Below are 24616 nucleotides of genomic sequence, written 5' to 3'. Positions count from 1 at the left end.
TTCGGTTCTTCGTCGAGGGTTCGGACGTGAAGGCGGGGCAGGTGCTCTACCAGATCGATCCGGCCACCTACCAGGCGACGTACGATCAGGCGCGCGGCACACTCGCCAAGGCGGAGGCAACGCTCGCTTCTGCAAAGACGAAAGCCGACCGCTACGCGCAGCTCGTGAAGATCAACGCGGTCAGCGCGCAGGACAACGACGACGCGATCGCGGCCGTTCGCGAGGACGAGGCCGACGTGATCGCCGATCGCGCGTCGCTCGAGTCGGCGCGCATCAATCTCGGCTACACGCGGATCACGGCGCCCATTTCAGGCCGCATCGGCGCTTCGTCGGTGACCGAAGGCGCGCTCGTGACCTCGGAGCAGACCACCGCACTCGCCACCATTCAGGCATACGACGCGATGTACCTCGACGTCACGCGCTCGAGCGCCGACTGGCTGCGCTTGCGCAAGGCGTTTGCCTCGGGCCGGCTCAAGCGCTCGGGCACGGGCGCGGCGGTGCAGCTCGTGATGGAGGCCGGCACGCCGTACGCCCACGCGGGCGTGCTGCAGTTTTCGGGCATCACCGTCGACGCCACAACGGGTTCGGTCACGCTGCGCATGGTCTTCCCGAACCCGGAGGGTGAACTGCTGCCCGCCATGTTCGTGCGTGCGCAACTCGACGAGGGCGAGAGCACGAGCGCGCTGCTCGTTCCGCAGCTCGCGGTCACGCGCGCTTCGGACGGCGGCGCGAGCGTATGGGTCGTCGATGCGACCGGACACGCGAAGCAGGTTGCGGTGCACGCGGACAGTGCCTATGCAGACCAGTGGATCGTCACGAGCGGACTGAAGGCCGGCGGTCGCGTGATCGTGAGCGGGCTGCAGAAGGTGCAGGCCGGCGTGGCGGTTCACATGGCCGCGGATTCGGCCACCGTGGTTGCAGCCTCGTCTGCTGTGGCATCGTAAGGAGGGTGCATGGCAGGTTTCTTCATCCAGCGCCCAATCCTCGCTTGGGTCGTTGCGAGCGTCGTCATGTTGATCGGCGGCGCGGCGACCACTACGCTGCCGATCGAGCAATATCCGACCATCGCGCCGCCTTCGGTGCAGGTCACGGCGACCTATCCGGGCGCCTCCGCCGACACGGTCGCGAAGACCGTCACCCAGGTGATCGAGCAGAAGCTTTCCGGCATCGATAACCTGCTGTACATGTCGTCGACGAGCAGCGGAGCGGGGCAGGCGACCATCAACCTGACGTTCAAGCCCGGCACCAATCCGGACATCGCGCAGGTGCAGGTCCAGAACAAGGTGACCCAGGCCACCGCCTCGCTGCCGGAGACGGTGCAGGAACAGGGCGTGAAGGTGGCGAAGGCATCGAGCGACTTTCTGATGATCGTCGCGCTGTCGTCGCCGGGCGGCACGCTCAATTCGATCGACCTCGGCAACGTCATCGCGACGCAGATCGAGGACCCGCTTACGCAGATCAACGGCGTGGGCGACGTCACGCTGTTTGGCGCGCAGCATGCCATGCGGATCTGGCTCGATCCCGTGAAGCTGCGCAGCTTTGGCGTCACCGCGTCCGACGTGACGACTGCGGTCACCAACCAGAACGTGCAGCTTTCCGTCGGCGAACTCGGTGGCGCGCCTGCTACGGGTTCCCAGGCGATCAACGCGACGATCTCGGCGTCGAGCCTGATGACCACGGCCGACCCGTTCGGCGACATTCTCCTGCGCGTGAATAGCGACGGCTCGAAGGTTCGGTTCAAAGACGTCGCGCGCGTCGAGATGGGCGGCGATTCATACGATACGTCCTCGCGGCTCGATGGCAAGCCGGCGGCCGCGCTGGCCGTCAAGCTATCGACCGGTGCGAACGCCATGGCGGTCGCGAAGGCCGTGCGCGCGAAGCTCGTAGAGCTGCAGCCGCAATTGCCCAAGGACGTGGCGATTGCCTATCCGTACGACTCCACGCCGTTCGTGAAGATCTCGATCGAGGAGGTCATGAAGACGCTCTTCGAAGCGGTGATCCTCGTGTTCCTCGTGATGTATCTGTTCCTGCAGAACCTGCGTGCGACGCTGATTCCGACGATCGTCGTGCCGGTTGCGCTGCTGGGCACGCTGGGCGTGATGTCGGCGATCGGCTTCTCGATCAACGTGCTTTCGATGTTCGCGATCGGCCTGCTGGTGGACGACGGGATCGTCGTCGTCGAGTACGTCGAGCGCATAGCTTTCGCTCGTGGCCGATGTGGCGACCGACTATCTGCAATTGCTCTCCGACGAGACCTTGCTGAAGGTCTCGACCGACACCGCCGCGGCCGACCAGAGCACGTACGACCTCACGGTGAGCATGATGAAGATCGGCAGCGCGTCGCTTCAGGACGTGCGCGAGGCGCAGACCTCGCTGGCGAGCGCACGCGCGAGCGTGGCGTCGTATACGCGCGCGGTCGCGCAGGACCGCAACAATCTGATCGCGGAGATTGGCTGTCCGTTGCCCGATGACTTCGCCACTGAGCCCACGCTGCTGGAGAGCGACGCCATGTTCGCCGACGTCGATGCGGGCATCCCGTCCGATTTGCTCGCGCGGCGGCCCGATATCATCGAGGCGGAGCATACGCTCAAGGCGGCGAACGCGAACATCGGCGCCGCACGCGCGGCGTTCTTTCCCAAGATCGGGCTGACAGCGAGCGCCGGCACGGCCAGCACGAGCCTCTCGCAGCTATTCAAGGCGAGCACGGGCGCGTGGACGTTCGCGCCATCGATCACGATGCCGGTCTTCGATTACGGCAGCAACAAGGCGTCGCTCGATGTTGCGAAGATCGAGAAGGTTATCGACGTGGCCGATTACGAAAAGGCGATCCAGACGGCATTCAAGCAAGTGTCGAACGCACTGGCGGGGCGCGCGACCTATGTCGATCAGGTCGAGGCGGACCGCGACTACGTGAAATCGGCGCAGGATTACTACGATCTCGCGCAGGCACGCTACAAGACCGGTACCGACAGCTTCCTGACCGTGCTGACCGCGCAGCGCACGCTCTATACCGCTCAGGAGCAACTCGTCACCGACGAGCTCGCGAAGCTCTCGAATCAGGTCACGCTATACAAGGTGCTGGGCGGCGGCTGGTCCGCAACGAGCGTGCATGAGCAAGCTGCCGCGAGCGAGCAGGCGCGTTCCTGACGCATGCAGTCCAAAATGCAGTCCAGGATGCGATCCAGGATGCGATCCAGGCGAGCGACCCGCTAGAATTGCAATGGCCGGCGCTGCGTTGTGCCGCGGCGCTTGCGACTTCCTTGCCATTACTCGATTCAATTCACGCGTGAAGACCGCTACCCTCGAACAACTGCGTGACGGGCAACTCGCCGGCGCACGACAGCTCAAGCTCGCCTGCGGGTTGAGCGAATTTCCGCGCGAGATCTTCGACCTCGCCGACAGCCTGGAGGCGCTCGACCTCTCGGGCAATGCGCTCACGTCGTTGCCGGACGACCTGCCGAAGCTGCGCCGTCTGCGCATTCTGTTCGCCTCGAACAACCCGTTCACCGAGTTGCCGCCCGTCCTCGGCGACTGCGAATCGCTGAGCATGGTCGGCTTCAAGGCGAACCGCATTCGCCGCGTTTCGGGGCGCGCGCTGCCGCCGCAATTGCGCTGGCTGATCCTGACCGATAACGACGTCGACGCGCTGCCGGCGGAAATCGGCGAGCGTCCGAATCTGCAGAAGCTGATGCTCGCCGGCAACCGGCTGCGCTCGTTGCCCGAGACGATGGCCGCCTGCAACCGGCTCGAACTGCTGCGGATTTCGGCGAACCGGCTCGACGCGTTGCCCGACTGGCTGTTGCGCCTGCCCCGGCTCGCGTGGCTCGCCTACGCGGGCAATCCTCTGAACGTCGTGCGCGAGCAGGTTGCGCTGGCCGATGCGCCGGTGCCCGATATCGACTGGCATACGCTCGCGCTCGGACAAACGCTTGGCGAGGGCGCATCGGGCGTGACGCATCGCGCGACGCGTCTCCTGCGCGACGGGCATCCGGTGGAGGCGGTCGCCGTCAAGCTGTTCAAGGGCGCGGTGACGAGCGACGGTTTGCCGGAGCTCGAAATGGCCGCGTGCCTGCAAGCCGGGCCGCACCCGAACCTCATCCCGGTGCTCGGCAAGGCAACGGGTCATCCGCTGGGCGAGCACGGCCTCGTGATGGAGCTGATCCATCCGGCGTTCGTCAATCTCGCCGGGCCTCCGAGCCTCGATTCGTGTACGCGTGACGTCTATGCGGCCGATGTACGCTTCGACCGGCCGGTTGCACTGCAGATCGCGCGCGGGATCGCGTCGGCGGCGCGCCACCTGCATGGGCGCGGGATCATGCACGGCGATCTCTATGCGCACAACATCCTGCACGACGGCTCAGGGCACGTATTGCTCGGCGACTTCGGCGCGGCGTCCTTTCACGATATCGACGATCGCGCACAGGCGCAGGCGCTCGAGCGCATCGAGGTGCGCGCGTTTGGCTGCCTGCTGGAAGAACTCGCGCAACGTCTGACCGGAGAGGCCCATGATCGCGCCGCCGGGTTCGATGCGCTGATCGCAGACTGTTTGCGCGAGCAAGTCGAGACGCGGCCTTCATTCGATGAGATTGTCGAGCGCCTAGCTGCGTTGAGCGATTGAGCGCAAGTGGTTGGTGCCTCGTTGCAGGCTCAGATATCCGTGCCGACCGGCGTGTAGATCGCGAGTTTCAGCGCCGGATCGTCGTTCGCCTGAAACGTCGCGTACTCGTAGCGCTGCATACCTCGCTTCGCGTGCGCAAAAACCTTCTGGCCCGACGCGCCGCCGCGCACGTCGTGCGCACTCCACCACCGCGCGAACTCCTCGCTGCCTGAACGCAGCCGCTCGACCAGTTCGACGAACGCAGGGTCGCCCGCATAGAGATCGTGGCTCGTGCGAAACAGCGCGATCATGCGGCGGGCTTCATCGGGCCAGCTCGCGCCAAAGAGCCGCCGTGCCTCGGGTTCGATGAACATGTAGATCATGATGTTGCGGTCTTCCGCAGCGAGGCGATCGAAGCCAAGCAGATCGGCGGCGGCCTCGTTGCACACGAGGATGTCCCAGCGCCGGCCGGTCACATAGGCCGGCAGAGCGAGACTGGCGACGATCCGCGCAAGGGTCGGCGGCACGCTCTCGCGGGCGAAGACGCGCGGCTCGCCGCGCTGCGCGAGCGTGCGCAAATGGGCGGCTTCCGCCTTATCGAGCCGCAATGCCTGAGAAAGCGCATCGAGCGTCGCATCCGAAGGGCTGACCGCGCGCCCCTGCTCGAGCCGCACATACCAGTCGACACCGATGCCCGCGAGTTCCGCGACTTCTTCACGGCGCAGGCCGGGCGTACGGCGGCGCTGGCCGCCGCCCAGGCCGACGTCGCCGGGTCTGAGCTTTTTGCGCCGGGAGCGCAGAAAATCGCCGAATTGGGTTCGAGTCGTGGCTGTCATCGCGTTCGCTTCGTACAGGGAGGGACTGCGCGATCCTGGGATCGCAGCGGGCCTTGTTGCCCATTCTAAGCCTGCCAGAATCGGCTCGTTCCCCCTTCTGGAAGCGCCATGAAAGCTGCCATTCTGAAAACGCTCAACACGCCGCTCGCGATCGAACAGATACCGGATCCATCCGCCGGCACCGGCGAGGTCATCGTGGACGTCGTTGCGGCGCCGGTGTTGTCGTACGCGCAGGAAGTGTTCAGCGGAGAACGCCGCTATCCCATCGCGCTGCCGATCGTGCCCGGCTGCGGCGCGATCGGCCGGGTTCGGACCATCGGCCCGGATGCGACGAAACTGCAACCGGGCGACTGGGTGTTCTGCGATCCGACGGTGCGCGCTCGCGACGACGCACTCATGCCCGATATCGTGCTGCAAGGCTGGAGCGCGCGGGGCGAGGGCGGCGAGACATTGCAGCGCTATTTCCATGATGGTCCGTTTGCGGAACGGGTAAGGGTGCCGACCGAAAACGCGGTGCGTATCGGCGACATCGATCCGGCCGACGCCGCGCGATGGTGCGCGCTCAATACGCTGCTCGTGCCTTATGGCGGGCTGCTCGCGTCCGATCTGCGGGCGGGCGAGATCCTGCTCGTGAGCGGCGCGACCGGCAACTTCGGCAGCGCGTGCGTCGCGGTCGCGCTCGCCATGGGTGCGCGGTGCGTCGTTGCACCTGGGCGCAACGTGCAGGCGCTCGAGAAGCTGGCGCGCAAATTCGGCGAGCGCGTGCGAACCGTGGCGCTTTCCGGCGACGAAGCCACGGACCGCGAACGCATGCAACAGGCGGCGCCTGGGCCGATCGACTGCGTGATGGACCTGATGCCGCCATCGGTTCCGGCGACGACGGTGCGTGCCGCGGTGATGGCGGTCCGCCCATACGGGCGCGTGGTCCTGATGGGCGGGGTCGGCATGCTCGGCGGCGCCGGGCTCGAATTGCCTTATCCGTGGATCATGCGCAATGACATCACGGTACGGGGCAAGTGGATGTACCCGAGGCACGCCGTGACGCTAATGACGGGTTTGATTCGCGGCGCACTGCTCGATCTGGGCCATTTCGATGTGACGACCTTCTCGCTCGACGATGCGAACGAGGCCGTCGCTCATGCAGCGGCGAACGGCGGCCCGTTCAGCATGACGGTGATTCGCCCATAGCCTCGATTTATGCGCTCTGCGGCGAGGAACGGCGTGCGCCGCTCCGTCCTGCCAGTGCGCTAAGCGCCGTCCGAGGCAATTCTTCGGTGGCGAGTGCCCACAGCGAATACGCCACGCCGCGCTGGAACAACAAGCTGACGGCACTGCGAAGCTCGCCCCTGCCCAGCGCATAGACCGAGTCAGTGACGGCCTTGGCGCCGTGCATCAGGACGCTGGCATGCCGGTAGCACCCCATCATGCAGGCGTTGCACGGTTCGCGTTGATCGGGCAGGCGGTCGAGGTCGAACACGGAGCCCATGGGCTCGTGCCATGGTTCGCAACGCCAGACATCGAGGTTCCAGTCGATATAAAAATACTTGCTGCCGGCGATACACGGAATGAGTTGCTGTTCGCCGCGCACGAACCGCGCGACCTCATCCAGTGCAGCGCCAGGGTCCATCACGCGAAAGCGCTTTTTGAGGGACCCGATGGCACTCAATGCTTCGAGTAGCTCGTCACGGCTGAGGTCGACGAGCTTCGAATTTTCGTCATACACGAGCGATGTGGAACCGAATGCCTCGCGCCTTGGATAGGAAAACACCACGGAATCGAAGCCGAGCCGGTTGAGCGTTTCGGGAAGCGCGGCGTAACGCACCAGATGGCTTACCGTAACCGTTGCGCAGACCGGGATGCCGAACGCGTGCGCCTGGGCGATGCCCTCGCGGATGCGTGCCTCGAGGCCGGGCAGGCCGCGATTGCGCTCGTGTTCGCTCATGTCCGCGCTATCGATCGAGATCAGGAGACGCTTGAGGCCGGCGTCAGCGAGTCGCTTGATGTGGCGGGGCAGGAACCAGCCGTTCGTGATCACGCCGCACTGGATGCCGGCTTTCGTGGCCGAGCCGACGAGCGATTCGATTTGCGGGTGCACCAGAGGCTCGCCGCCCTGCAGCGTCATGTAGCGAATCTTGCGTCTGCGCAGCATCGGCATCGCACGCGCAAACGCTTCAGGATCGAGATAGCGGCGCGGGCCCGCCATTTTCTTCTCACGCGAAAAGCCGCAGAAATCGCATGCAGCGTTGCAAACGTTCGTCACCGAAACGTCACAGACCGCAGGCAGTGGATTGTGGGGCTCGCTCGCGCCGTTGCTTACATTTGGCAGACTGCGCCACTTGATGGTCCGCTCTGTCCTGTCCATGGTGCCCTCGAGGTTTGCCAACTCGTTCCGCACGAACCATCATAGGTGACGCGCGGTACATGCGCCGGATCGGGAACGATATTTGTTCAATCATGGCTCAAACAATATCCTGTTTGACCGGCTAGTGTCGGACGCCTTCAATCCCGATACTTGAAGGTGTGCCACTGGCCAGTTCCGGGCGAGTTCATCAACGCTATGCACGGATTGCAGAAGGAGAGGGAAATGGTTGACACCGCAACTACCAAGCCGCGCGCCATCGGCTTCAATCACGTCGCACTGGAAGTCGGCGATATCGAGGAAGCACTAGCTTTCTACGGCCGCATCTTCGACTTTCAGTTGCGCGGCAAGAGCAGGACGATGGCCTTCATCGATCTTGGCGATCAATTCATCGCGTTGCAGGCGGGACGCAAACAGCCCGCCGACGACGGCCGGCATGTCGGCCTCGTTGTCGACGACAAGGAGGCGGCACGTGCCGCACTCGAGGCCGCGGGCGTGAAGCCGCTCGACGGTCCGTTTCTGGATTTTCGCGACCCCTGGGGCAATCGCATCGAGATCGTGGGCTATGACAATATCCAGTACACGAAGGCGCCGAACGTTCTGCGCGGCATGGGCCTGACGCATCTGACCAAGAACGAAAACGCGAAGAAGGAGCTGGCCGAAAAAGGGATGGCGGTGGGTTGATGTCCAGCTCCTGGTGACGGCCGATCGGCAGCATCGCTGCTTCGCTCAATTCGGTTGAGGTTGCAGTTACGGCTCTTGTGGCGCCAGCTGCGGTTGCGGCGGCGGTTGCGGTGCCAGTTGCGGCTGTGATTGTGGCTGCTGCGGCGGTAGCGGCAGCGCAGGAGGTTGCGGCGCCGTGATCGGTTCGAGCCCGCTGTGCGTGATCGCGGCTGCCGCCTCCGGCGAGGACAGAAAGCGCATTAGCGCTTCTGCGCCGACCGGATTTCTCGCTGTAGTCGCAATGCCCCCGGAGTACACCGTGTAACGTTGTACTTCCGCGGGCAGACTGCCGACCACCGATATCCCCTTCACCGGCAACAGTTCCACGACCTGCTGCAAGCCAATCTCGGCGTCGCCGTTCGCGACGATAGTGGCGACCCGCTCGGCGGAAACCATGCGGCTCTTGCTTTTCACACGCCCGTCAATGCCGAGACGCGAAAACAGTTCGTTGGCGATATAGACGCCACTGGGGCTTTCCGGATAGACAATCGACTTCGATGCAAGCAGCGTGCGGCGCAAGGCGTCGACAGTGCTGATGTCCGGTTTCGGCGCACCCTCGCGTACCACCATACCGATTGGCGAGCGTGCGAAGTCCACCTTGCTGCCAGGCACGACGTTGCCGGCGCGAATCTGGTCGTCGAGCGCATAGCCGACCACGATCAGCACGTCGGCCCACTCGCCACGCGCAAACCGCACGGGAATCGCATTCAGGGCGGTGCCCGTCGCTGCGCCCCAGACCGTGGCCAGTGTATAGCCGCTCTCGTCCTCGAATTGCGGGCCCAGGTCACGATACGCTGGGGCAAACCAGCCCGACATCATGACTTTCACCTGGTCTGCCAGACACACGCCTGGGCCCAGTAACGCGAACGCTATGCCGAATGCGAGTGTGCGAACCCTCAGCTTGTGGATAGTCACGGTTGCGCCCCATCTCGATCGGCTGATCCGGCACCACGGACATGTATCGCTCCCTATTTGCAACGAAAGCGCGCAACGAAAGCATGCGATGAAGACGCGCGATGAAAGCGCGTCGTGGGTACGACCTTTTGCATCGTTTATACAACACGTTCGTTTGTGCACACACTGGTTTTCTTCGCCTCTGATAGTCTTTTCCCAGCGACAGTTCGGGCGGTTATCAAACTTGACGCGTGCGATCGTGAAATCGAAGACAGGGGGGCTTATCCATGTTGCATTGGCTTTCAAACTTGATTGCCCACAATGCCGCAACGCCGGAGAAGCAGGCTCAACGCGCGCTGGGTGAATTGCGCATGGCACTCTTCCAGGCCGAACAGCGGGTTCTGGATGCGCAATTGCAGGCCGAGTATTACCGCACGCGAATCGGGTTTTGCGAAGAAGTGCTGAAGGCTGGCATCGAACAGGTGTCGGACCTGCGCAAGGGGCAACGTGAAGCGGTTACACACGACTTGCGTCCGAACCTGAAGCTCACGACTTCGCAATAGTCACGCACGGCAGACGGGTTTCCTCCGGCGGTGATAGAGAGTAAAAGCATCACATTGTGATGTAATATCTATCGGAGGCGTTCGACAGTCGATGCAAGCCGAATCAGTGCGGCGATTTGGGGACAAGGCGTGCGGCCGCATGGATCCGTGTGATGGCGAGGCATGGGGCGCCGCAGTTGCGGCTAGGGCACCGCCAAACTTGCTGAGTCGGTGTGTAGGGAACCGTATCTGCATCCGTATCGCTCGTTATTGCATGAGCCCACCGTCGTGCTGGCTGGCAACCCAAGCGACCGCGCCGACGTTGCTACGTCGGCGACGCCGGGCTACAACTGACAGCAACGTTTGCTCGCCGATTGCCGGGTCAAATACTCGGTATTCCGAATTATTGGATTCGGCGAGTCAGCGTTGGCGACAAGCGGACGATGTGCGCCCATCCGCGCGCATCGCGTTTTTCTTTGCCGCTTTTTCTTTCCGGTAGTCGGCAGAACGATCGACGCGTCGCTAGACGCGCGGTAGATCGTCGATGGATTTTTCGACGTTACCGTCCGGCACTTCCAGATCGATTCCGTCGATTCCGTTGGGATGCGGCACCGGCTTGATCTTCGGGCCAAGGAATCTCATGCCGCCCAGCGTAAAAACCGAATAAACCACGGCGCCCGAGCGGATGTCGCTGGTGACGGCCGCCACCTCGGAGATGGTGGGTGTCGAGAGCCAGTCGTGCGTCTGGGGGTCGATCAGCGCCCAGCGCACGTGTGTTACGCGGTCCGTTGAGGAACTGATGCGGACACCGTCGATACCATAGGTAGCCATAACCGTCACCCTCGAGGCGAGAATCCTAATGGTAATCCGTTCGCTGCCCGGGTGGTAGCGCGGCGGATGCCTTCCACTCGACCGCGCTCACCACACCGCCTGGCTCGTGATTGCAAACTGCTTGAACTGGGTATCGACGCGCAAAGGCGCGCCGCGCTCCGTCTTCTCGATGTGATCGACGAGCGGCAACCCCACGCCTTCGAGCCAGTCGGAGAGGCCCAGATCGACGGGCGTATCGATGCGCACGAATATGCCCGCGTTGGAGGCGAGCCAATGGCTGATCAGCGCCTTGGCGCGGCAGGCATCCGGCGAATCGGGGGCGATCACGGGGCCGATCACGTGCCCGTCGCCAAAGCGGCGAAAGAGGGCGAAGCCGATCAGGTCGCCGTCGCGGTCGAGCGCGATGCCGCTCGCCTGATCGAGCAGCTTCGGCAGCATGTCCGAGCGGTCGAGCCCGCTTGCGCGCGTCGCCAGCTCGATGAGGCGGGGCCGGTCGCTGGCGCCGATCGGGCGCAGCCGCTCGCCCGCGGGCAGCGAGACGAGCGGCGGCTGAAACGCCGCGCCCTGGTGCTGGTGAATGCGGCCGATGCGCGTAAAGCCGAGCCGCTCGACGAGCGGCCAGCCCGTGTCGCTTGCGTGCAGCAGCAGCGTGCGCGAGGCGAGCGCCTGCATCCAGTGCTCGATCATGGCCCGGCCAATGCCGCGGCGCTGATGACTGGGCTTGACGATCAGCATGCCGAGCGTCGCCGCGTTGGGACCGAACAACCACGAGAAAGCCGTGCCGACGAGCGAGCCCGTTTCGTCCACGGCCACGATGCCTTCGCCGATGCGGGCGGCGAAACGCCAGTCTTCGGGGCGGTGCCGCCAGCGCACCGCCGTCGACAACGCATGCGCGGCGGGCAGATCGTCGGCGGTAAATGCGCGGTAGGTAATGACGCTGTTCAGGTTTGGGTCGGACACGCCGGCCTCCAGATTCTATATACGCGTCCCGTGACTATCGCATCGGCCGCCGTGGCTGACTAGGACGATCTTCCTGTTTGAGCGCGCGTCCGGCCTGCGCCCGTGGTGCAATGCAAAACGCGGGGTTGGACGGTCAATAACGCGTCGATTCTGCTGATTGCGCTTTTTTGTCGGCGAAATATGCGGTGGCAGTGGGCCTACGATATTTCCCATCGAGACCAAGTCGAGGGAACCCAGTCATGGACCAGTTCGATCCCGCCGCAGTGGCTACCGCCGTGGCTGAGAAAGCCGGCCATTTCATCGGCGGAGAGTGGGTCGGCGAGGGCGCGGCGCGCATCGGGGTCGCGCGGCCATCGGACGGCATCGTCTATGCCTCGGCGCCGCTTGGCGATGCACAACTGGTGGACCGCGCCGTCGACAACGCGAAGCGCGCGTTTCGCACGAGCGGCTGGCCACGCATGGCGCCGCGCGAGCGCGCCCGCATCCTGCGCCGCTTCGCCGACCTGATCGCCGCCGACACCGCCGCGCTCGCGCCGCTCGAAGCGCTCGGCTCGACGCGCCCCGTGCGCGACGTGTGCGCGTGGGACGTGCCGTTCACGGCGGAAGGCATCCGTTTCTATGCCGAGTTCGCCGACAAGATCGGTGGCGAAGTCGTGGCCACCGATCACGACCATCTGGGCATGACGATCGCCGAGCCTTATGGCGTGGTCGGCGCGATCGCGCCGTGGAATTTTCCGCTCGTGATGGCATCGTGGAAGATCGGTCCGGCGCTCGCGGCGGGCAATGCCGTGGTGCTCAAGCCTTCTGAAATGACGCCGTTCTCCGTGCTGCGTCTGGCCGAACTCGCGATCGAGGCGGGCATTCCGGCGGGCATCTTCAACGTGGTGCAAGGCGACGGCGCGACGACCGGCGACGCACTCGTGCGCCACCCGGACGTCGCGAAAGTCACATTCACGGGATCGACGCGCGCGGGCGCCGCGATCATGGCGGCGTGCGCGCAAAGCGGCACCAAACCGGTCACGCTGGAACTGGGCGGCAAGAGCCCGCAACTCGTGTTCGCGGATGCGCCGAAAATCGACGAGGTCGCGCGCCGCATCGCCGGCGCGATTGCCGTCAACGCGGGGCAGGTGTGCGTGGCCGGTTCGCGCCTGCTGGTCGCGCGCGCCGTTGCGGACGAACTCGTGTCGCGCATCGAGCAGGCGTTCGCTGCGCTGCGCGCCGGCGCGACGTGGGCTTCGGGCACGACGCTGCCGCCCATCATTTCGGAAACCCAGGCCGCGCGCATCGAAGGCATCGTCGAGCGCAGCGTGGCCGAAGGCGCCACGCTGTACTGCGGCGGCCACCGCGCGGACGCGCCCGTGCCCGGCGCGTTTTACCTGCCCACCATCCTCACCGGCGTGACGCCGCAAACCGAGGCGGTGCGCGCCGAGATCTTCGGCCCGGTGCTTACAGTGCAGACCTTCGACACCGAGGAAGAAGCGCTCGCGCTCGCCTCGCATCCCGAATACGGCCTCGCCGCCGGCGTGCACACCGCGGATATCGGCCGGGCGCTACGGCTCGTGCGCGCGCTGGAGGCGGGCACCGTGTGGGTCAACCGCTACGGACGCAGCAACGACTTCATGATCCCCACGGGCGGTTACAAACGTTCGGGCATGGGCAAGGACCTCGGGCGCCAGGGCTATGAAGCGCACCTGCGTTTCAAGAGCGTGCTGATCGATACGCGGACCTAACGGAATGCTAACGGTAATGCTGACAAATCACCCAGGAAAACGCACGGTCATGCGGCTATCACACACTCGATGGCGCCACCGCAGAATCTGCTGTGGCGGCCCCTGCAAACGCGTGGTTTATACCGTGAAGGCCCCGCGATTCGACGCCAACCCCAAATATTGCGCTGTTTAAATTTTCTACAGGGACGCACTTCCACCTGTTCTCGCCACTGAGCCCGGATCGGGTTCGTCACACGAAAGGACTGCCATCATGATCGATTTCGAGCCGAAGTACATCACGTTCGACTGCTACGGCACGCTCACGAAGTTCCGCATGGCCGACATGGCGCGCGAGCTGTACGGCGACCGCCTCAAGGGCGCCAATCTCGAGAAGTTCGTCACGTTCTTCGCGGGCTATCGCCTCGACGAGGTGCTCGGCGCATGGAAGCCGTACCGCGACGTGGTCGTCAATTCGGTGCGTCGCGCCTGCAAGCGCATGAACGTCGAGTTCATCGAGTCCGAAGCCGAAAAGTTCTATACCGCCGTGCCGACGTGGGGCCCGCACCCGGACGTGCCGGAAGGTCTCTCGCGCCTGGCGAAGAAGTACAAGCTCGTGATTCTCTCGAACGCTTCGGACGACCAGATCCAGAGCAACGTCGACAAACTCGGCGCGCCGTTCCACCGCGTGTTCACGGCGCAGCAGGCGCAGTCGTACAAGCCGCGCATGCAGGGCTTCGAGTACATGTTCGATCAGCTCAACTGCAACCCCGGCGACGTGCTGCATGTTTCGTCGAGCCTGCGCTACGACATCATGACGGCGCACGACCTGGGCATCAAGCACAAGGCCTTCGTCAAGCGCGGCCACGAGCCGGGCACGCCGTATTACGAGTACTACGAAGTCGAGACGATCGGCGAACTCGCTTCGCAACTGGGTCTGTGAGAACGGCGATAGCCGAGGCCGCCCGATGAAGCTCGACTCCTACTGGCTCGATACCGCCCCCGGCGGCCTGCTCGCAAGCGAGGGGCCGGTGGAGGGCCGCGTGGACGTCGCCGTAGTGGGCGGCGGCTTCACGGGGCTTTCCGCGGCGCTCGCGTTTGGGCGCCGCGGCGCGAGCGTCGCGGTGCTGGACGCGGGCCGCATGGGTGGCGGCGCATCGGGGCGCAACGGCGGCCAATGCAATACCGGCGTGGCGCAGGACTATGCGGCGCTGCGCGGGCAACTGGGCGTCGAGCGCGCGCAGGGTTGCTACCGCGCGTACGCGGCGGCCGTCGAGACGGTCGAGCGGCTGATTCGCGAAGAAGGCATCGACTGCGACTACCTCGCTTCGGGCAAGCTCAAGCTCGCGGCGAAGCCGCATCACCTCGAACACCTCGAACGCGCGGCCGAACTGATTCGCCGCGAAGTCGATCCGGACATCGAGATCATCGGCCGCGAACAAATTCGCAGCGAGGTGGAATCGGACAGCTTCCATGGCGGACTGCTCCAGAAGCACGGCGGCCAGATGCATATGGGCCGCTTTGCGGTAGGGCTCGCGAATGCCGCTGTCCGGCGCGGCGCACAGCTCTACGAGCACGCCGCCGTGACGTCCATCGCGAAAGAGAGCGGGGGCTATCGCGTGGAGTCGACTCGCGGGTCGTTGCGCGTGCAACAGGTATTGATCGCCACGGGTCCTTCGCGCCATGGGCCGTTCGCGTGGTACCGGCGGCGTCTTGCGCCGGTCGGCTCGTTCATCGTCGTGACCGAACCGCTGCCGCCCGCGCAGCTCATGCGGCTCTTGCCCAACCGCCGCTCGTACACGACGAGCCGCCTCATGCACAACTATTTCCGCGTGACGCCGGATTCGCGCCTGCTGTTCGGCGGCCGGGCGCGCTTCACGGCGTCGGAGCAGCCGTCCGATGCCAGGAGCGGCCGCATCCTGCAGCGCAATCTTGCGCAGCTCTTTCCGGCGCTCGCGAGCGTGCAGATCGATTACTGCTGGGGCGGGCTCGTCGATATCACCGCGGACCGCTTGCCGCGCGCGGGCCAGCACGAAGGCGTGTGGTTCTCGATGGGCTACAGCGGTCACGGCACGCAGATGTCGACGCACATGGGTCAGGTGATGGCCGAGGTGATGAGCGGCAACCCGTCCGCGAATCCGTGGCGCGATTTCGCATGGCCTGCCATTCCGGGGCACACGGGCAAACCGTGGTTTTTGCCGCTCGTCGGCGCGTACTACCAGATCAAAGACGCTTTTTACTGACCCTGCTTTTCCACAACACACAGCCTCGATACGTCGAGCTGCGGCCCCCCACATCAGACGCGGAGAAGTTTCATGAGCATCGACAAATCGCTTGAAGACATCGCTCACCCGGGCGTGCGGCTCGAGGAATTGACGAAGCGCGGCGCCTCGCGCCGCGACCTCCTTCGCGCGATGGTCGCGGGGGGCATGATGTCGATGACGGGCGCGGGCCTGCTCGCCGCGAGCGGCGCGGCCTTCGCGCAGGAAAAGCCGAAGCAGGGCGGCAAGATCCGCGTGGCGACGCAGTCGTCGTCAGCTTCCGACACGCTCGATCCCGCGAAGGAGTCGGTGTCCACCGACTACGTGCGCGCGTACATGCTGTACAACGGGCTGACCGAGTACGACTCGCACCTCGGCGCGCAAATGGCGCTCGCGCAGTCGCTCGATACGAAGGACGCGACGGTGTGGGTCGTGAAGCTGCGCAGCGGCGTGCAGTTCCACGACGGCAAGACCCTCGCGCCCGCCGACGTGGTGTACTCGCTCATGCGCCACAAGGACGCCGCCGTCGGCTCGAAGGTCAAGACGCTCGCCGATCAGTTCCAGGACGTGAAGGCCACGGGCCCGAACGAAGTGACGATCACGCTCACGGGGGCAAACGCCGACCTGCCGGTGATTCTCGCTGACTCGCACTTCATGATCATCAAGGACGGCACGAACGACTTCAAGACGGCCGTGGGCACCGGCCCGTTCAAGCTCAAGGACTTCTCGCCGGGCGTGCGCACGGTCGTCGTGCGCAACGAACGCTACTGGAAGCCGGGCCTGCCGCATCTGGACGAGATCGAACTGGTCGGCATCGGCGACGAATCGGCGCGCGTGAACGCGCTGCTCTCGGGCGACGTGCAACTCATCAACCAGGTGAGCCCGCGCTCGACCTCGCGCATCAAGGGCACGCCGGGCTTCGCGGTGAAGGAGACGAAGACGGGCCAGTACACCGACCTCATCATGCGCGATGAAGGCGGCGTCACGGGCAACGCCGACTTCCGCCGCGGCATGATGCACCTGTTCGACCGCGAGCAGATCCGCAACGCCGTGTTCCTCGGCTATGGCGCGATCGGCAACGATCAGCCGATCGATCCGACCAACAAATATTATTTTGCCGGCCTGCCGGAGCGCACCTTCGATCCGCAGAAGGCCAAGTTCTACTTCCAGAAGGCAAAGCTCGGCAGCACGCCGCTGCAGATCTATGCCTCCCCGGCGGCGGACGGCTCCGTCGAAATGGCGATGCTGCTGCAGCAGGTCGCGCCGCAGGCTGGCCTGAACCTTCAGGTGGTGCGCACGCCCGGCGACGGCTACTGGTCGAACCACTGGATGAAGCACCCGCTGACCTTCGGCAACATCAACGCGCGCCCGAGCGCCGACGTGATCTTCACGCAGTTCTTCAAGTCGGATGCGCCGTGGAATGAAGCGAACTGGAAGGACCCGAAGTTCGACCAGCTGCTGCTTGCCGCGCGCGGCGAGCCCGACGACGCGAAGCGCAAGAAGATCTACGGCGACATGCAGGTGCTCGTGCATAGCGACGGCGGCATCGGCATTCCGCTGTTCCTGAGCTCGCTCGACGCGCATACGACGAAGCTCAAGGGCCTCGGTTCGATTCCGATTGCCGGACTCATGGGCTTCAAGTTCGCCGAGAACGTCTGGCTCGAGGCGTAGTTCGAGGTGTGATGTTTGCGGCCGGTGTGCGTCTGGATGTGCGCCCGGCCACCGATCCCCCGTTTCATGATGCTCAGGGAGGCGACATCCGATGAAAGCTCACGCGCAACGTCTCATTGCCGCGCGTCTCGGTCTCGCGCTGCTCACGTTGCTGATCGTCTCGGCAATCGTGTTCGGCCTCACGGGCCTCTTGCCCGGCGACGCCGCGCAGCAGGCCCTCGGCCAGGCGGCCACGCCTGAGCAGGTGGCCGCGCTGCGGCACCAGTTCGGCCTCGACCAGCCCGCGCTCACGCGCTATGTCCACTGGCTCCTGCAGGCGGTGACCGGCAACTTCGGCACATCGGTGTCGAACAACCAGCCGGTCAGCGAACTGATCGCCACACGCCTGCCGAACTCGCTCGTGCTCGCGGGGCTCACCACGCTCGTTTCGGTGCCGCTGGCGTTGGCCATCGGCATCTTTTCCGCCGTGTTCCGCGGCTCGCTACTCGACCGCGTGCTCAACGTGCTCACGCTCTGCGCCGTGGCCGTGCCCGAATTTCTGGTCGCCACCATCGCCGTGCTGATTTTCGCGGTGAAGCTGCGCTGGCTGCCCGCGCTCTCGTACCTCTCGGAGGTGGACTCGTTCGGCACGCTGCTGCGCATCTACGCGATGCCGGTCATGACGCTGTGCTGCGTGATCGTCGCGCAGATGGCGCGCATGACGCGCGCCGCCGTGCTCGACCAGCTGAGCGCGCCCTATGTGGAAATGGCGCGCCTGAAGGGGGCGTCGCCCGTTCGCATCGTGTTGCGCCACGTGCTGCCGAACACGATTGGCCCGATCGCCAATGCCGTCGCGCTGAGCCTCTCGTATCTCTTTGGCGGCGTGGTGATCGTGGAGTCGATCTTCAACTATCCGGGCCTCGCGAGCCTGATGGTCGACGCCGTGACGAACCGCGATCTCCCGCTCGTGCAGGGCTGCGTGATGGTGTTTTGCGCCGCGTATCTGGTGCTCGTGCTGATCGCGGACCTGTGTCAAATCGTATCCAACCCGAGGCTGCGTCAACGATGAACCGACCCGCCACATCCCATGCCGCGACCGTGCTCTACGCGATTAGCGAGAGCGAGGAAAGGGCCGCCGCCGACGTCGTCAAGGACGTACAGAGCGACGTTCCCACGTCGCCGCGCTCGCCGCTGCGCCGCATCGTCGGGCGCCTCTCGCTGCTCGGCCTGATCGGCCTTGCGATCGTCGTGTTCTGGCTCGGCGTGGCCTTCATTGGGCCGCTCGTCGCGCCGTACAAGGGCGGCGCGATCACCTCCACGGAGATCTTCGGCTCGTATAGCGCGGCGCATCTGCTCGGCACCGATTTCCTCGGCCGCGACATGCTGAGCCGCGTGCTCTACGGCACACAGTACACCGTGGGTCTCGCGCTCGCCGCAACGCTGCTCGCAAGCGGTATCGGTACATTCTTCGGACTGCTTGCGGCGGTTGCGCCGCGCTGGATCGACGAGGTGCTGAGCCGACTTTTCGACGCGCTGATCTCCATTCCGAGCAAGGTGCTCGCGCTCGTCGTGATCGCGGCGTTCGGCTCCTCGGTGCCGATGCTCATCACCGTCGCGGCGCTCGCCTATATTCCGGGCGCGTTCCGTATCTCGCGCTCGCTGGCCGTGAACCTGATGACGCTCGAATACGTGCAGGTCGCCAGAGCGCGCGGCGAAGGGCTGTTCTATATCGCCCGTGTGGAAGTGCTGCCGAACATGATCCACCCCATGCTCGCCGACTTCGGCCTGCGCTTCGTGTTCATCGTGCTGCTGCTCTCCGGCCTCTCGTTCCTCGGCCTCGGCGTGCAGCCGCCGGACGCGGACTGGGGCTCGCTGGTGCGCGAGAACATTGGCGGCCTCGCGGAAGGCGCGCCCGCCGTGCTGATGCCGGCCGTCGCCATCGCGACGCTGACCGTGGGCGTGAACCTGCTGATCGACAGCCTGCGCCGTCACGGCGGCCGCGCGCATGGAGGCGGAAAATGAACATGATCGAAGTGACGGGCCTGCGTGTGGTCGCGGGCGCGGCGCCCGATGCGGTCGTCGAGATCGTCAAGGGTGTCGACTTCACGGTGAAGAAGGGCGAAGTGCTCGCGCTGATCGGCGAGTCGGGGTCGGGCAAGACGACTATCGCGCTCTCACTGCTCGGCCATGCGCGCGACGGCTGCGCCATTGCGGGCGGCAGCGTAAAGATCGGCGATAAGGATGTGCTCGCGCTCGACGAACGCGGGCGCCGCGCGCTGCGTGCGCGCGTCGTGGCTTATGTCGCGCAGAGCGCCTCGGCGGGCTTCAACCCGGCGCGCACGATCATGGATCAGGTGACCGAGCCTGCGCTGCTGCACAAGCTGATGTCGCCCGCGGCGGCGCGCGAGAAGGCGGTGAGCCTGTTTCGCGCGCTCGCGCTGCCTGCGCCCGAGACGATCGGCGCGCGCTATCCGCACCAGGTGTCCGGCGGCCAGCTGCAGCGGCTGATGGCGGCAATGGCGCTGATCACCGATCCCGCCGTGGTCGTGTTCGACGAGCCCACCACGGCGCTCGACGTGACCACGCAGATCGAAGTGCTCGCGGCCTTCCGCAAGGTCGTGAGGGAGCTGGGCACGACGGCCGTGTACGTGTCGCACGATCTCGCGGTCGTTGCGCAGATGGCCGATCGTATCGTCGTCCTGAACAATGGCGCGGTGCGCGAGAACGGCACGACGCTCCAGGTGCTCGACGCCCCCGCCGACGACTACACGCGCGCGCTGCTGGCCGCGCGCCGCCACCCCGACCCTGGTCCGCCCGCCGTGCCGCCCGCCGCCGAGGTGCCGCTGCTCGAAGTGCGCAACCTGATCGCGGGCTATGGCCGGGTCGATGCGAACGGGGTGCCCGCCGTGCGCGTGCTGGAGGATGTGAGCTTGCGCATCCCGCGCGGCAGTGCGCTGGGCGTGATCGGCGAATCGGGCTCGGGCAAGACGACGCTCGCGCGCGTGGTGGCCGGGCTGGTCGAGCGCGCGCGCGGCGAGGTGCTGCTCGACGGCGTGCCGCTGCCCGCGACGCTTTCGGCGCGCACGCCCGATCAGTACCGGCGCATCCAGATCGTGTTCCAGAACGCCGACACGGCGCTCAACCCGAGCCGCACGATTGCCGATATCCTCGCGCGGCCCATGTGCTTCTATCACGGCCTGCGCGGCGCGCGGGCGCAAAAGCGCATGCTCGAACTACTGGACCTCGTGAAGCTGCCCGCATCGATTGCGAAGCGTCAGCCGGGCGGTCTCTCGGGCGGCCAGAAGCAGCGCGTGAACCTGGCCCGCGCGCTTGCGGCCGAGCCAGCGCTCATTCTGTGCGACGAGGTGACGTCCGCGCTCGATACCGTCGTTGGCGCGGCGATTCTCGACCTGCTCGCCGAACTGCGGCGCGAACTGGGCGTCTCGTACATGTTCATCAGCCACGATATTTCGACGGTGCGCGCGATTTGCGACGACGTCGTCGTGCTGTACGGCGGCCAGTGCGTCGAGGCAGGCCAGCGCGACGTGCTGGAGGCCCCGCCTTATCACCCCTACACGGGTTTGCTCGTCGATTCGGTGCCGGCCCTGCAGCCGGGCTGGCTCGACGCGCGGCGCGCCGTGGCGGGCACGGCACTTCCGCCGCTCGGGGCGTCGGCCGAGGTGCGCGACCTGTGTGCGTTCCGGGCGCGTTGCCCGGTGCGGATCGATGGCGCGTGCAATGTGTCGGCACCCGCGATGAAGCGCTTGCCGAGCGGCGCGCAGATCCTTTGCCACCACACGACAGCGGAACTGGAGCGCCTGCAGACCGCACAGGCGGCACAAGTCGCGCAGGCAACGCAATCCACCCAATCCACCCAATCCACCCAATCCACCCAATCCACCCAATCCACCAAGAGGGCGGCCGCATGAGTGCACGCTTCGTGAGAGTGGCGGAAGCGGGCCGCCCGACCTTCGAGATCGAGATCGACGGCCGCGTGGCGCAGGCCGCCGAGGGCGACACGCTGATGGTCGCGCTGCTCGCTACGCAGGACGCGCTGCGCGACTGCGAGTTCGACGACGGCCGCCGCGCCGGTTTCTGCCTGATGGGCGCGTGCCAGGACTGCTGGGTGTGGACCGCGCAGGGCGAGCGGCTGCGCGCCTGCACGACGCCTGCGGCGCCGGGCATGTCGATCGTCACGCGTAACGTGCTTGCCGGGGAGGGCGTATGGCCGCGCGCGCAGAGCTGAAGGTCGTCGTGATCGGCGCGGGACCGGCCGGCGTGCGCGCGGCGCAGACGCTGGTCGCGGCGGGCCTGCGTCCTGTCGTCGTGGATGAAGGGCGGCGCGACGGCGGGCAGATTTATCGGCGTCAGCCCGAAGGCTTCAAGCGCAGCTACGCAACACTCTATGGCACCGAGGCCGAACGCGCGGCGTCGCTGCATCGAGACTTCGACGCGCTGCGCTCGCAGATCGACTACCTGCCCGACACGCTCGTCTGGAACGTCGGGCCGAAGTCCGTGCATTTGGCGAGCGGCGCACGCTACCACGAGCTGGCCTTCGACGCGCTGATCGTCTGCAGCGGCGCGACCGACCGGCTCATGCCCGTGCCGGGCTGGCATCTGGCGGGCGCCTATAGCCTGGGCGGCGCGCAGGTCGCGCTGAAGTCACAGGGCTGCGCCATCGGCGCGCGCACCGTCATGATAGGCACCGGCCCGCTGCTTTACCTCGTCGCCGCGCAGTACGTGAAAGCGGGCGCAACGGTGAGCGCGGTGCTCGATACATCCACGCTCGGCCAGCGCATGCGCGCGTTGCCCGATTTGCTGCAAGTGCCCGCCACGCTGCGCAAGGGCATGGCGCTCCTGCGCACGCTGCGCCGCGCGGGTGTGCCGATGCATCGGGGCGTGACGCCGCTTGCGATCGAAGGCTCGCCCGAGCACGGCGTGACGGCGGTGCGCGTGAAACTCGCGAACGGCCGCGAAGCGCGCGTGGCGTGCGACGCCGTCGCGCTGGGCTATCACTTGCGCTCCGAAACGCAAATCGCGGATCTCGCGGGTTGCGCGTTCCATTTCGATCAAGCCGCGCGGCAATGGCTGCCCGAAATCGATCAGGACGGCCGCAGCAGCGTGGCAGGCGTTTATCTGGCCGGCGACGGCGCACGCGTGCGCGGCGCCGACGCGGCCGAGCGCGCGGGGCGGCTCGCCGCCTTGGCGGCATTGCAGGATGCGGGCGCGGGCTCATCGAACGGAGCACTCGCCGAAGCGGCAAGACTGCGGGTTGAACTCGCACGTTTCACACGCTTCGCACAAGGCTTGCGTAATGCCTTTCCGTGGCCCGCGCATTTCGCGGCGACGCTGCCCGACGACACCGTCGTGTGCCGCTGCGAGGCCATCACGGCTGGCGAATTGCGCCGTGTGGTGCGCGAGACGGGCGCCACGGAAGCGAATCGCGCGAAGGCGTTCTCACGCGTAGGGATGGGGCGCTGCCAGGGCCGCTTCTGCGCGCACGCAGGGGCCGAAGTCATCGCAGCCGAGGCGCATGTGCCGCTGGAAGCCGTGGGCCGGCTGCGCGGGCAGGCGCCGGTCAAGCCGCTGACGATGGCGCTGAGCGCCGCCGGGAATGGCGTCGACGAAGCGCAGGACGGCGCGGCGCTTGCCGCGCAAACGCAGCCCGGCGCATGCCGCAAAAAGGAGTTCAGCGAATGACGGATCGCGCCGATGTGATCGTGATTGGAGGCGGCATCATCGGGACGTCCACGGCGTTCTTCCTGAGCCGTCGCAAGCGCTCAGTGATCCTGATCGAACGTGGGCTCACGGGCCAGCAGGCGAGCGGCGTGAACTTCGGCGGCGTGCGCCGCCAGGGACGCGCACTCTCGCAGCTTGCCATGTCCAATCGCGCGCTCGATATCTGGTATCGCGCGCAGTCGCTGCTCGGCGAGGATGTCGAATTTCTGCCTTCGGGCCACACGCGCGTGTGCTACCACGCACACGACGCCGAATACTTTCATCGCTACGCCGAGCAGGCGCGCGCCTACGGGCTCGATCTCGAAGTGCTCGAAGGTGCCGCGTTGTTCAAGCGCTTTCCGTTCCTGGGCCGCGAGGTGCTGGCCGCCTCCATCTCGCCGCGCGACGGCCATGCCAATCCGCGTCTGGCCGCACCGGCCTTCGGCCGCGCCGCCGCGAGGCTCGGCGCGACTCTCGTGGAGAACACCGAGATCGTGCGCGTGGAAAAGGAAGCGGGCGGCTTTCGCGTGGAGAGCGCGACAGGCGCCGTGTGGCGCGCCGAGCAACTGCTCATCTGTGCGGGTGCCTGGGCGGGCGCCTTGTCCGCGCAATTCGGCGAGCCGGTGCCGCTCGTCGCGCGCGGTCCGCAAATGGCCGTGACCGAGCCCGTGCCCTACCGCTTCATGCATTCGATGGGCGTCTACACGTCGATCAAGGAAGAGAGCGTCTACTTCCGGCAGATTCCGCGCGGCAACCTCGTGCTGGGCGGCGGCGCTCCGGGGCCTGCCGACGCCGGCACGCGCCGCGCCGGCGTGCTGCCTGGCAACACCGTGCAGCAGATCGCGCAGTTCCGCCGGCTCGTTCCCGCGCTCGCGCCGCTGCATGTGATCCGCGTGTGGAGCGGCGTGGAAAGCTACCTGCCGGATTCGGAGCCGGTAATCGGCCCGAGTTCGACGACGGAAGGCCTTTTCTATGCGTTCGGCTTCAGCGGCTCGGGCTTCCAGATCGGGCCGGGCGTGGGCGAAACGCTTGCGGAACTGCTCGATGCCGGCGCAACGGGCATACCGCTCGAGCCGTTTTCGATTGCGCGCTTCGGGCGCGCGGCGCCCGCTGTCAGCGCGCACACATCGACGGCCAGCGAGGCTTGATCATGCATCACGCGAATGCATCCGTTGCCGCGCCAGTCACTCCGCTTCGCGACGCGCTGGCGTATATCGACGCGAATTTCGACAAGTCCGTGAGCCTCGCCGAACTGGCCGAGGTATCGGCGCTCAGCGTCTCGCGATTCGCTACCGTGTTTCGTCAGCAGGTCGGCCTCTCGCCCTACAAGTACCTGTGCGAGGTGCGCGTGCGCCGCGCGCAGTTATTGCTGCTGGCGGGCGTGCCGGGCGCGGTGGTCGCGACGCAGGTCGGCTTCTTCGATCAGAGCCATCTGGGTCGCCATTTCAAGCGCTTTTGCGGCGTGACGCCCAGCGCCTTCCTGCAGCAAGCGAAGGCACTCGAAGTGGCTTGATCGCCTTCTGTATTATTCGTTCGTTA

At 65.9% G+C, this 24616-nt stretch carries 20 protein-coding genes and 3 pseudogenes; 18 read left to right on the top strand and 5 right to left on the bottom strand.

All coding sequences use genetic code 11. The features are described 5' to 3' along the window. Positions 1 to 2: 2 nt before the first annotated feature. The 4 genes and pseudogenes from M3I56_RS31915 to M3I56_RS31900 all read left to right on the top strand — a co-directional run. A pseudogene (locus M3I56_RS31915) lies at positions 3 to 944 on the top strand (efflux RND transporter periplasmic adaptor subunit); the annotation flags it as partial. A gap of 9 nt (positions 945 to 953) precedes the next feature. Beyond that, positions 954 to 2198 (top strand): annotated as a pseudogene (locus M3I56_RS31910) (efflux RND transporter permease subunit); the annotation flags it as partial. Position 2199: 1 nt separating this feature from the next. Then, positions 2200 to 3147, top strand: a pseudogene (locus M3I56_RS31905) (efflux transporter outer membrane subunit); the annotation flags it as partial. Continuing rightward, on the top strand, positions 3110 to 4618 hold the full coding sequence (locus M3I56_RS31900) for a leucine-rich repeat-containing protein kinase family protein (protein ID WP_254357350.1): 1509 nt from the start codon (positions 3110 to 3112) through the stop codon (positions 4616 to 4618). The pseudogene M3I56_RS31905 and the gene M3I56_RS31900, both read left to right, overlap by 38 nt. A gap of 29 nt (positions 4619 to 4647) precedes the next feature. Here M3I56_RS31900 and M3I56_RS31895 read toward each other — a convergent pair whose 3' ends face one another. Beyond that, a complete protein-coding gene (locus M3I56_RS31895) occupies positions 4648 to 5433 on the bottom strand; it encodes a helix-turn-helix transcriptional regulator (protein ID WP_254357348.1) in 786 nt (261 codons plus the stop codon). Between the two features lie 108 nt (positions 5434 to 5541). Between M3I56_RS31895 and M3I56_RS31890 the strand changes: the two genes are divergently transcribed. Beyond that, positions 5542 to 6621 carry a zinc-binding dehydrogenase gene (locus M3I56_RS31890; RefSeq protein WP_254357346.1) on the top strand — a complete coding sequence of 360 codons (1080 nt, stop codon included), beginning with the start codon at positions 5542 to 5544 and terminating at the stop codon, positions 6619 to 6621. 7 nt (positions 6622 to 6628) lie between these two features. Here the strand turns inward: M3I56_RS31890 and M3I56_RS31885 are convergent, their stop codons facing one another. After that, positions 6629 to 7795 (bottom strand): radical SAM protein, encoded by a 1167-nt coding sequence (locus M3I56_RS31885; protein ID WP_254357344.1) that lies wholly within the window; start codon positions 7793 to 7795, stop codon positions 6629 to 6631. Between the two features lie 222 nt (positions 7796 to 8017). Between M3I56_RS31885 and M3I56_RS31880 the strand changes: the two genes are divergently transcribed. After that, positions 8018 to 8476 carry a VOC family protein gene (locus M3I56_RS31880; protein WP_254357343.1) on the top strand — a complete coding sequence of 153 codons (459 nt, stop codon included), beginning with the start codon at positions 8018 to 8020 and terminating at the stop codon, positions 8474 to 8476. Positions 8477 to 8542: 66 nt separating this feature from the next. Here the strand turns inward: M3I56_RS31880 and M3I56_RS31875 are convergent, their stop codons facing one another. Beyond that, complete coding sequence (locus M3I56_RS31875; RefSeq protein WP_254357341.1) at positions 8543 to 9430, bottom strand: substrate-binding domain-containing protein; 888 nt, start codon at positions 9428 to 9430, stop codon at positions 8543 to 8545. Between the two features lie 266 nt (positions 9431 to 9696). On the opposite strand from M3I56_RS31875, the gene M3I56_RS31870 reads away from it, so the two are divergent. Then, entirely contained in the window at positions 9697 to 9972 is a 276-nt protein-coding gene (locus tag M3I56_RS31870; RefSeq protein WP_028207981.1) for a hypothetical protein, read from the top strand. A 501-nt stretch (positions 9973 to 10473) separates the two neighbouring features. On the opposite strand, the gene M3I56_RS31865 is transcribed toward M3I56_RS31870, so the two are convergent. Together M3I56_RS31865 and M3I56_RS31860 are read right to left on the bottom strand one after the other, a co-directional pair. Next, positions 10474 to 10782, bottom strand: a complete 309-nt coding sequence (locus tag M3I56_RS31865; protein WP_028207982.1) for a hypothetical protein — start codon at positions 10780 to 10782, stop codon at positions 10474 to 10476. An 87-nt stretch (positions 10783 to 10869) separates the two neighbouring features. Beyond that, positions 10870 to 11742 carry a GNAT family N-acetyltransferase gene (locus M3I56_RS31860; RefSeq protein WP_254357338.1) on the bottom strand — a complete coding sequence of 291 codons (873 nt, stop codon included), beginning with the start codon at positions 11740 to 11742 and terminating at the stop codon, positions 10870 to 10872. 239 nt (positions 11743 to 11981) lie between these two features. Here M3I56_RS31860 and M3I56_RS31855 point away from each other — a divergent pair, with 239 nt between their 5' ends. The 11 genes from M3I56_RS31855 (at position 11982) to M3I56_RS31805 (ending at position 24590) form a co-directional block, all read left to right on the top strand. Continuing rightward, positions 11982 to 13472, top strand: a complete 1491-nt coding sequence (locus M3I56_RS31855; RefSeq protein WP_254357336.1) for an aldehyde dehydrogenase — start codon at positions 11982 to 11984, stop codon at positions 13470 to 13472. A gap of 250 nt (positions 13473 to 13722) precedes the next feature. Next, a complete protein-coding gene (locus M3I56_RS31850) occupies positions 13723 to 14391 on the top strand; it encodes a haloacid dehalogenase type II (protein ID WP_254357334.1) in 669 nt (222 codons plus the stop codon). 25 nt (positions 14392 to 14416) lie between these two features. Further along, a complete protein-coding gene (locus tag M3I56_RS31845; RefSeq protein WP_254357332.1) occupies positions 14417 to 15691 on the top strand; it encodes an FAD-binding oxidoreductase in 1275 nt (424 codons plus the stop codon). Positions 15692 to 15763: 72 nt separating this feature from the next. Then, a complete protein-coding gene (locus M3I56_RS31840; RefSeq protein WP_254357331.1) occupies positions 15764 to 17380 on the top strand; it encodes an ABC transporter substrate-binding protein in 1617 nt (538 codons plus the stop codon). A 91-nt stretch (positions 17381 to 17471) separates the two neighbouring features. Further along, entirely contained in the window at positions 17472 to 18428 is a 957-nt protein-coding gene (locus tag M3I56_RS31835; RefSeq protein ID WP_254357329.1) for an ABC transporter permease, read from the top strand. Further along, positions 18425 to 19381, top strand: a complete 957-nt coding sequence (locus M3I56_RS31830) for an ABC transporter permease (RefSeq protein ID WP_254357327.1) — start codon at positions 18425 to 18427, stop codon at positions 19379 to 19381. The genes M3I56_RS31835 and M3I56_RS31830 overlap by 4 nt, the downstream gene beginning before the upstream one ends. Then, positions 19378 to 21288: an ABC transporter ATP-binding protein gene (locus tag M3I56_RS31825; RefSeq protein WP_254357326.1), complete on the top strand. Its 1911-nt coding sequence runs from the start codon at positions 19378 to 19380 to the stop codon at positions 21286 to 21288. Before M3I56_RS31830 ends, M3I56_RS31825 begins: the two co-directional genes overlap by 4 nt. Beyond that, on the top strand, positions 21285 to 21605 hold the full coding sequence (locus M3I56_RS31820) for a (2Fe-2S)-binding protein (protein ID WP_110388118.1): 321 nt from the start codon (positions 21285 to 21287) through the stop codon (positions 21603 to 21605). Before M3I56_RS31825 ends, M3I56_RS31820 begins: the two co-directional genes overlap by 4 nt. Beyond that, entirely contained in the window at positions 21584 to 23059 is a 1476-nt protein-coding gene (locus M3I56_RS31815; RefSeq protein ID WP_254357324.1) for an NAD(P)/FAD-dependent oxidoreductase, read from the top strand. Before M3I56_RS31820 ends, M3I56_RS31815 begins: the two co-directional genes overlap by 22 nt. Beyond that, a complete protein-coding gene (locus M3I56_RS31810; RefSeq protein ID WP_254357322.1) occupies positions 23056 to 24225 on the top strand; it encodes an FAD-binding oxidoreductase in 1170 nt (389 codons plus the stop codon). The genes M3I56_RS31815 and M3I56_RS31810 overlap by 4 nt, the downstream gene beginning before the upstream one ends. 2 nt (positions 24226 to 24227) lie before the next feature. Continuing rightward, positions 24228 to 24590 (top strand): helix-turn-helix domain-containing protein, encoded by a 363-nt coding sequence (locus M3I56_RS31805; RefSeq protein WP_254357320.1) that lies wholly within the window; start codon positions 24228 to 24230, stop codon positions 24588 to 24590. Positions 24591 to 24616 lie beyond the last annotated feature (26 nt).

Source organism: Paraburkholderia sp. CNPSo 3281, from assembly GCF_024206515.1.
GTDB classification, from domain to species: domain Bacteria; phylum Pseudomonadota; class Gammaproteobacteria; order Burkholderiales; family Burkholderiaceae; genus Paraburkholderia; species Paraburkholderia nodosa.
This window is presented reverse-complemented; position numbering and strand designations above follow the sequence as displayed.

What these genes read in the sequence shown, in the direction of transcription:
- M3I56_RS31900 (WP_254357350.1), top strand. Translation starts at nt 3,110, where the DNA reads ATGAGCAAGCTGCCGCGAGCGAGCAGGCGCGTTCCTGACGCATGCAGT.
- M3I56_RS31895 (WP_254357348.1), bottom strand. Translation starts at nt 5,433, where the DNA reads ATGACAGCCACGACTCGAACCCAATTCGGCGATTTTCTGCGCTCCCGG.
- M3I56_RS31890 (WP_254357346.1), top strand. Translation starts at nt 5,542, where the DNA reads ATGAAAGCTGCCATTCTGAAAACGCTCAACACGCCGCTCGCGATCGAA.
- M3I56_RS31885 (WP_254357344.1), bottom strand. Translation starts at nt 7,795, where the DNA reads ATGGACAGGACAGAGCGGACCATCAAGTGGCGCAGTCTGCCAAATGTA.
- M3I56_RS31880 (WP_254357343.1), top strand. Translation starts at nt 8,018, where the DNA reads ATGGTTGACACCGCAACTACCAAGCCGCGCGCCATCGGCTTCAATCAC.
- M3I56_RS31870 (WP_028207981.1), top strand. Translation starts at nt 9,697, where the DNA reads ATGTTGCATTGGCTTTCAAACTTGATTGCCCACAATGCCGCAACGCCG.
- M3I56_RS31865 (WP_028207982.1), bottom strand. Translation starts at nt 10,782, where the DNA reads ATGGCTACCTATGGTATCGACGGTGTCCGCATCAGTTCCTCAACGGAC.
- M3I56_RS31855 (WP_254357336.1), top strand. Translation starts at nt 11,982, where the DNA reads ATGGACCAGTTCGATCCCGCCGCAGTGGCTACCGCCGTGGCTGAGAAA.
- M3I56_RS31850 (WP_254357334.1), top strand. Translation starts at nt 13,723, where the DNA reads ATGATCGATTTCGAGCCGAAGTACATCACGTTCGACTGCTACGGCACG.
- M3I56_RS31845 (WP_254357332.1), top strand. Translation starts at nt 14,417, where the DNA reads ATGAAGCTCGACTCCTACTGGCTCGATACCGCCCCCGGCGGCCTGCTC.
- M3I56_RS31840 (WP_254357331.1), top strand. Translation starts at nt 15,764, where the DNA reads ATGAGCATCGACAAATCGCTTGAAGACATCGCTCACCCGGGCGTGCGG.
- M3I56_RS31835 (WP_254357329.1), top strand. Translation starts at nt 17,472, where the DNA reads ATGAAAGCTCACGCGCAACGTCTCATTGCCGCGCGTCTCGGTCTCGCG.
- M3I56_RS31830 (WP_254357327.1), top strand. Translation starts at nt 18,425, where the DNA reads ATGAACCGACCCGCCACATCCCATGCCGCGACCGTGCTCTACGCGATT.
- M3I56_RS31825 (WP_254357326.1), top strand. Translation starts at nt 19,378, where the DNA reads ATGAACATGATCGAAGTGACGGGCCTGCGTGTGGTCGCGGGCGCGGCG.
- M3I56_RS31820 (WP_110388118.1), top strand. Translation starts at nt 21,285, where the DNA reads ATGAGTGCACGCTTCGTGAGAGTGGCGGAAGCGGGCCGCCCGACCTTC.
- M3I56_RS31815 (WP_254357324.1), top strand. Translation starts at nt 21,584, where the DNA reads ATGGCCGCGCGCGCAGAGCTGAAGGTCGTCGTGATCGGCGCGGGACCG.
- M3I56_RS31810 (WP_254357322.1), top strand. Translation starts at nt 23,056, where the DNA reads ATGACGGATCGCGCCGATGTGATCGTGATTGGAGGCGGCATCATCGGG.
- M3I56_RS31805 (WP_254357320.1), top strand. Translation starts at nt 24,228, where the DNA reads ATGCATCACGCGAATGCATCCGTTGCCGCGCCAGTCACTCCGCTTCGC.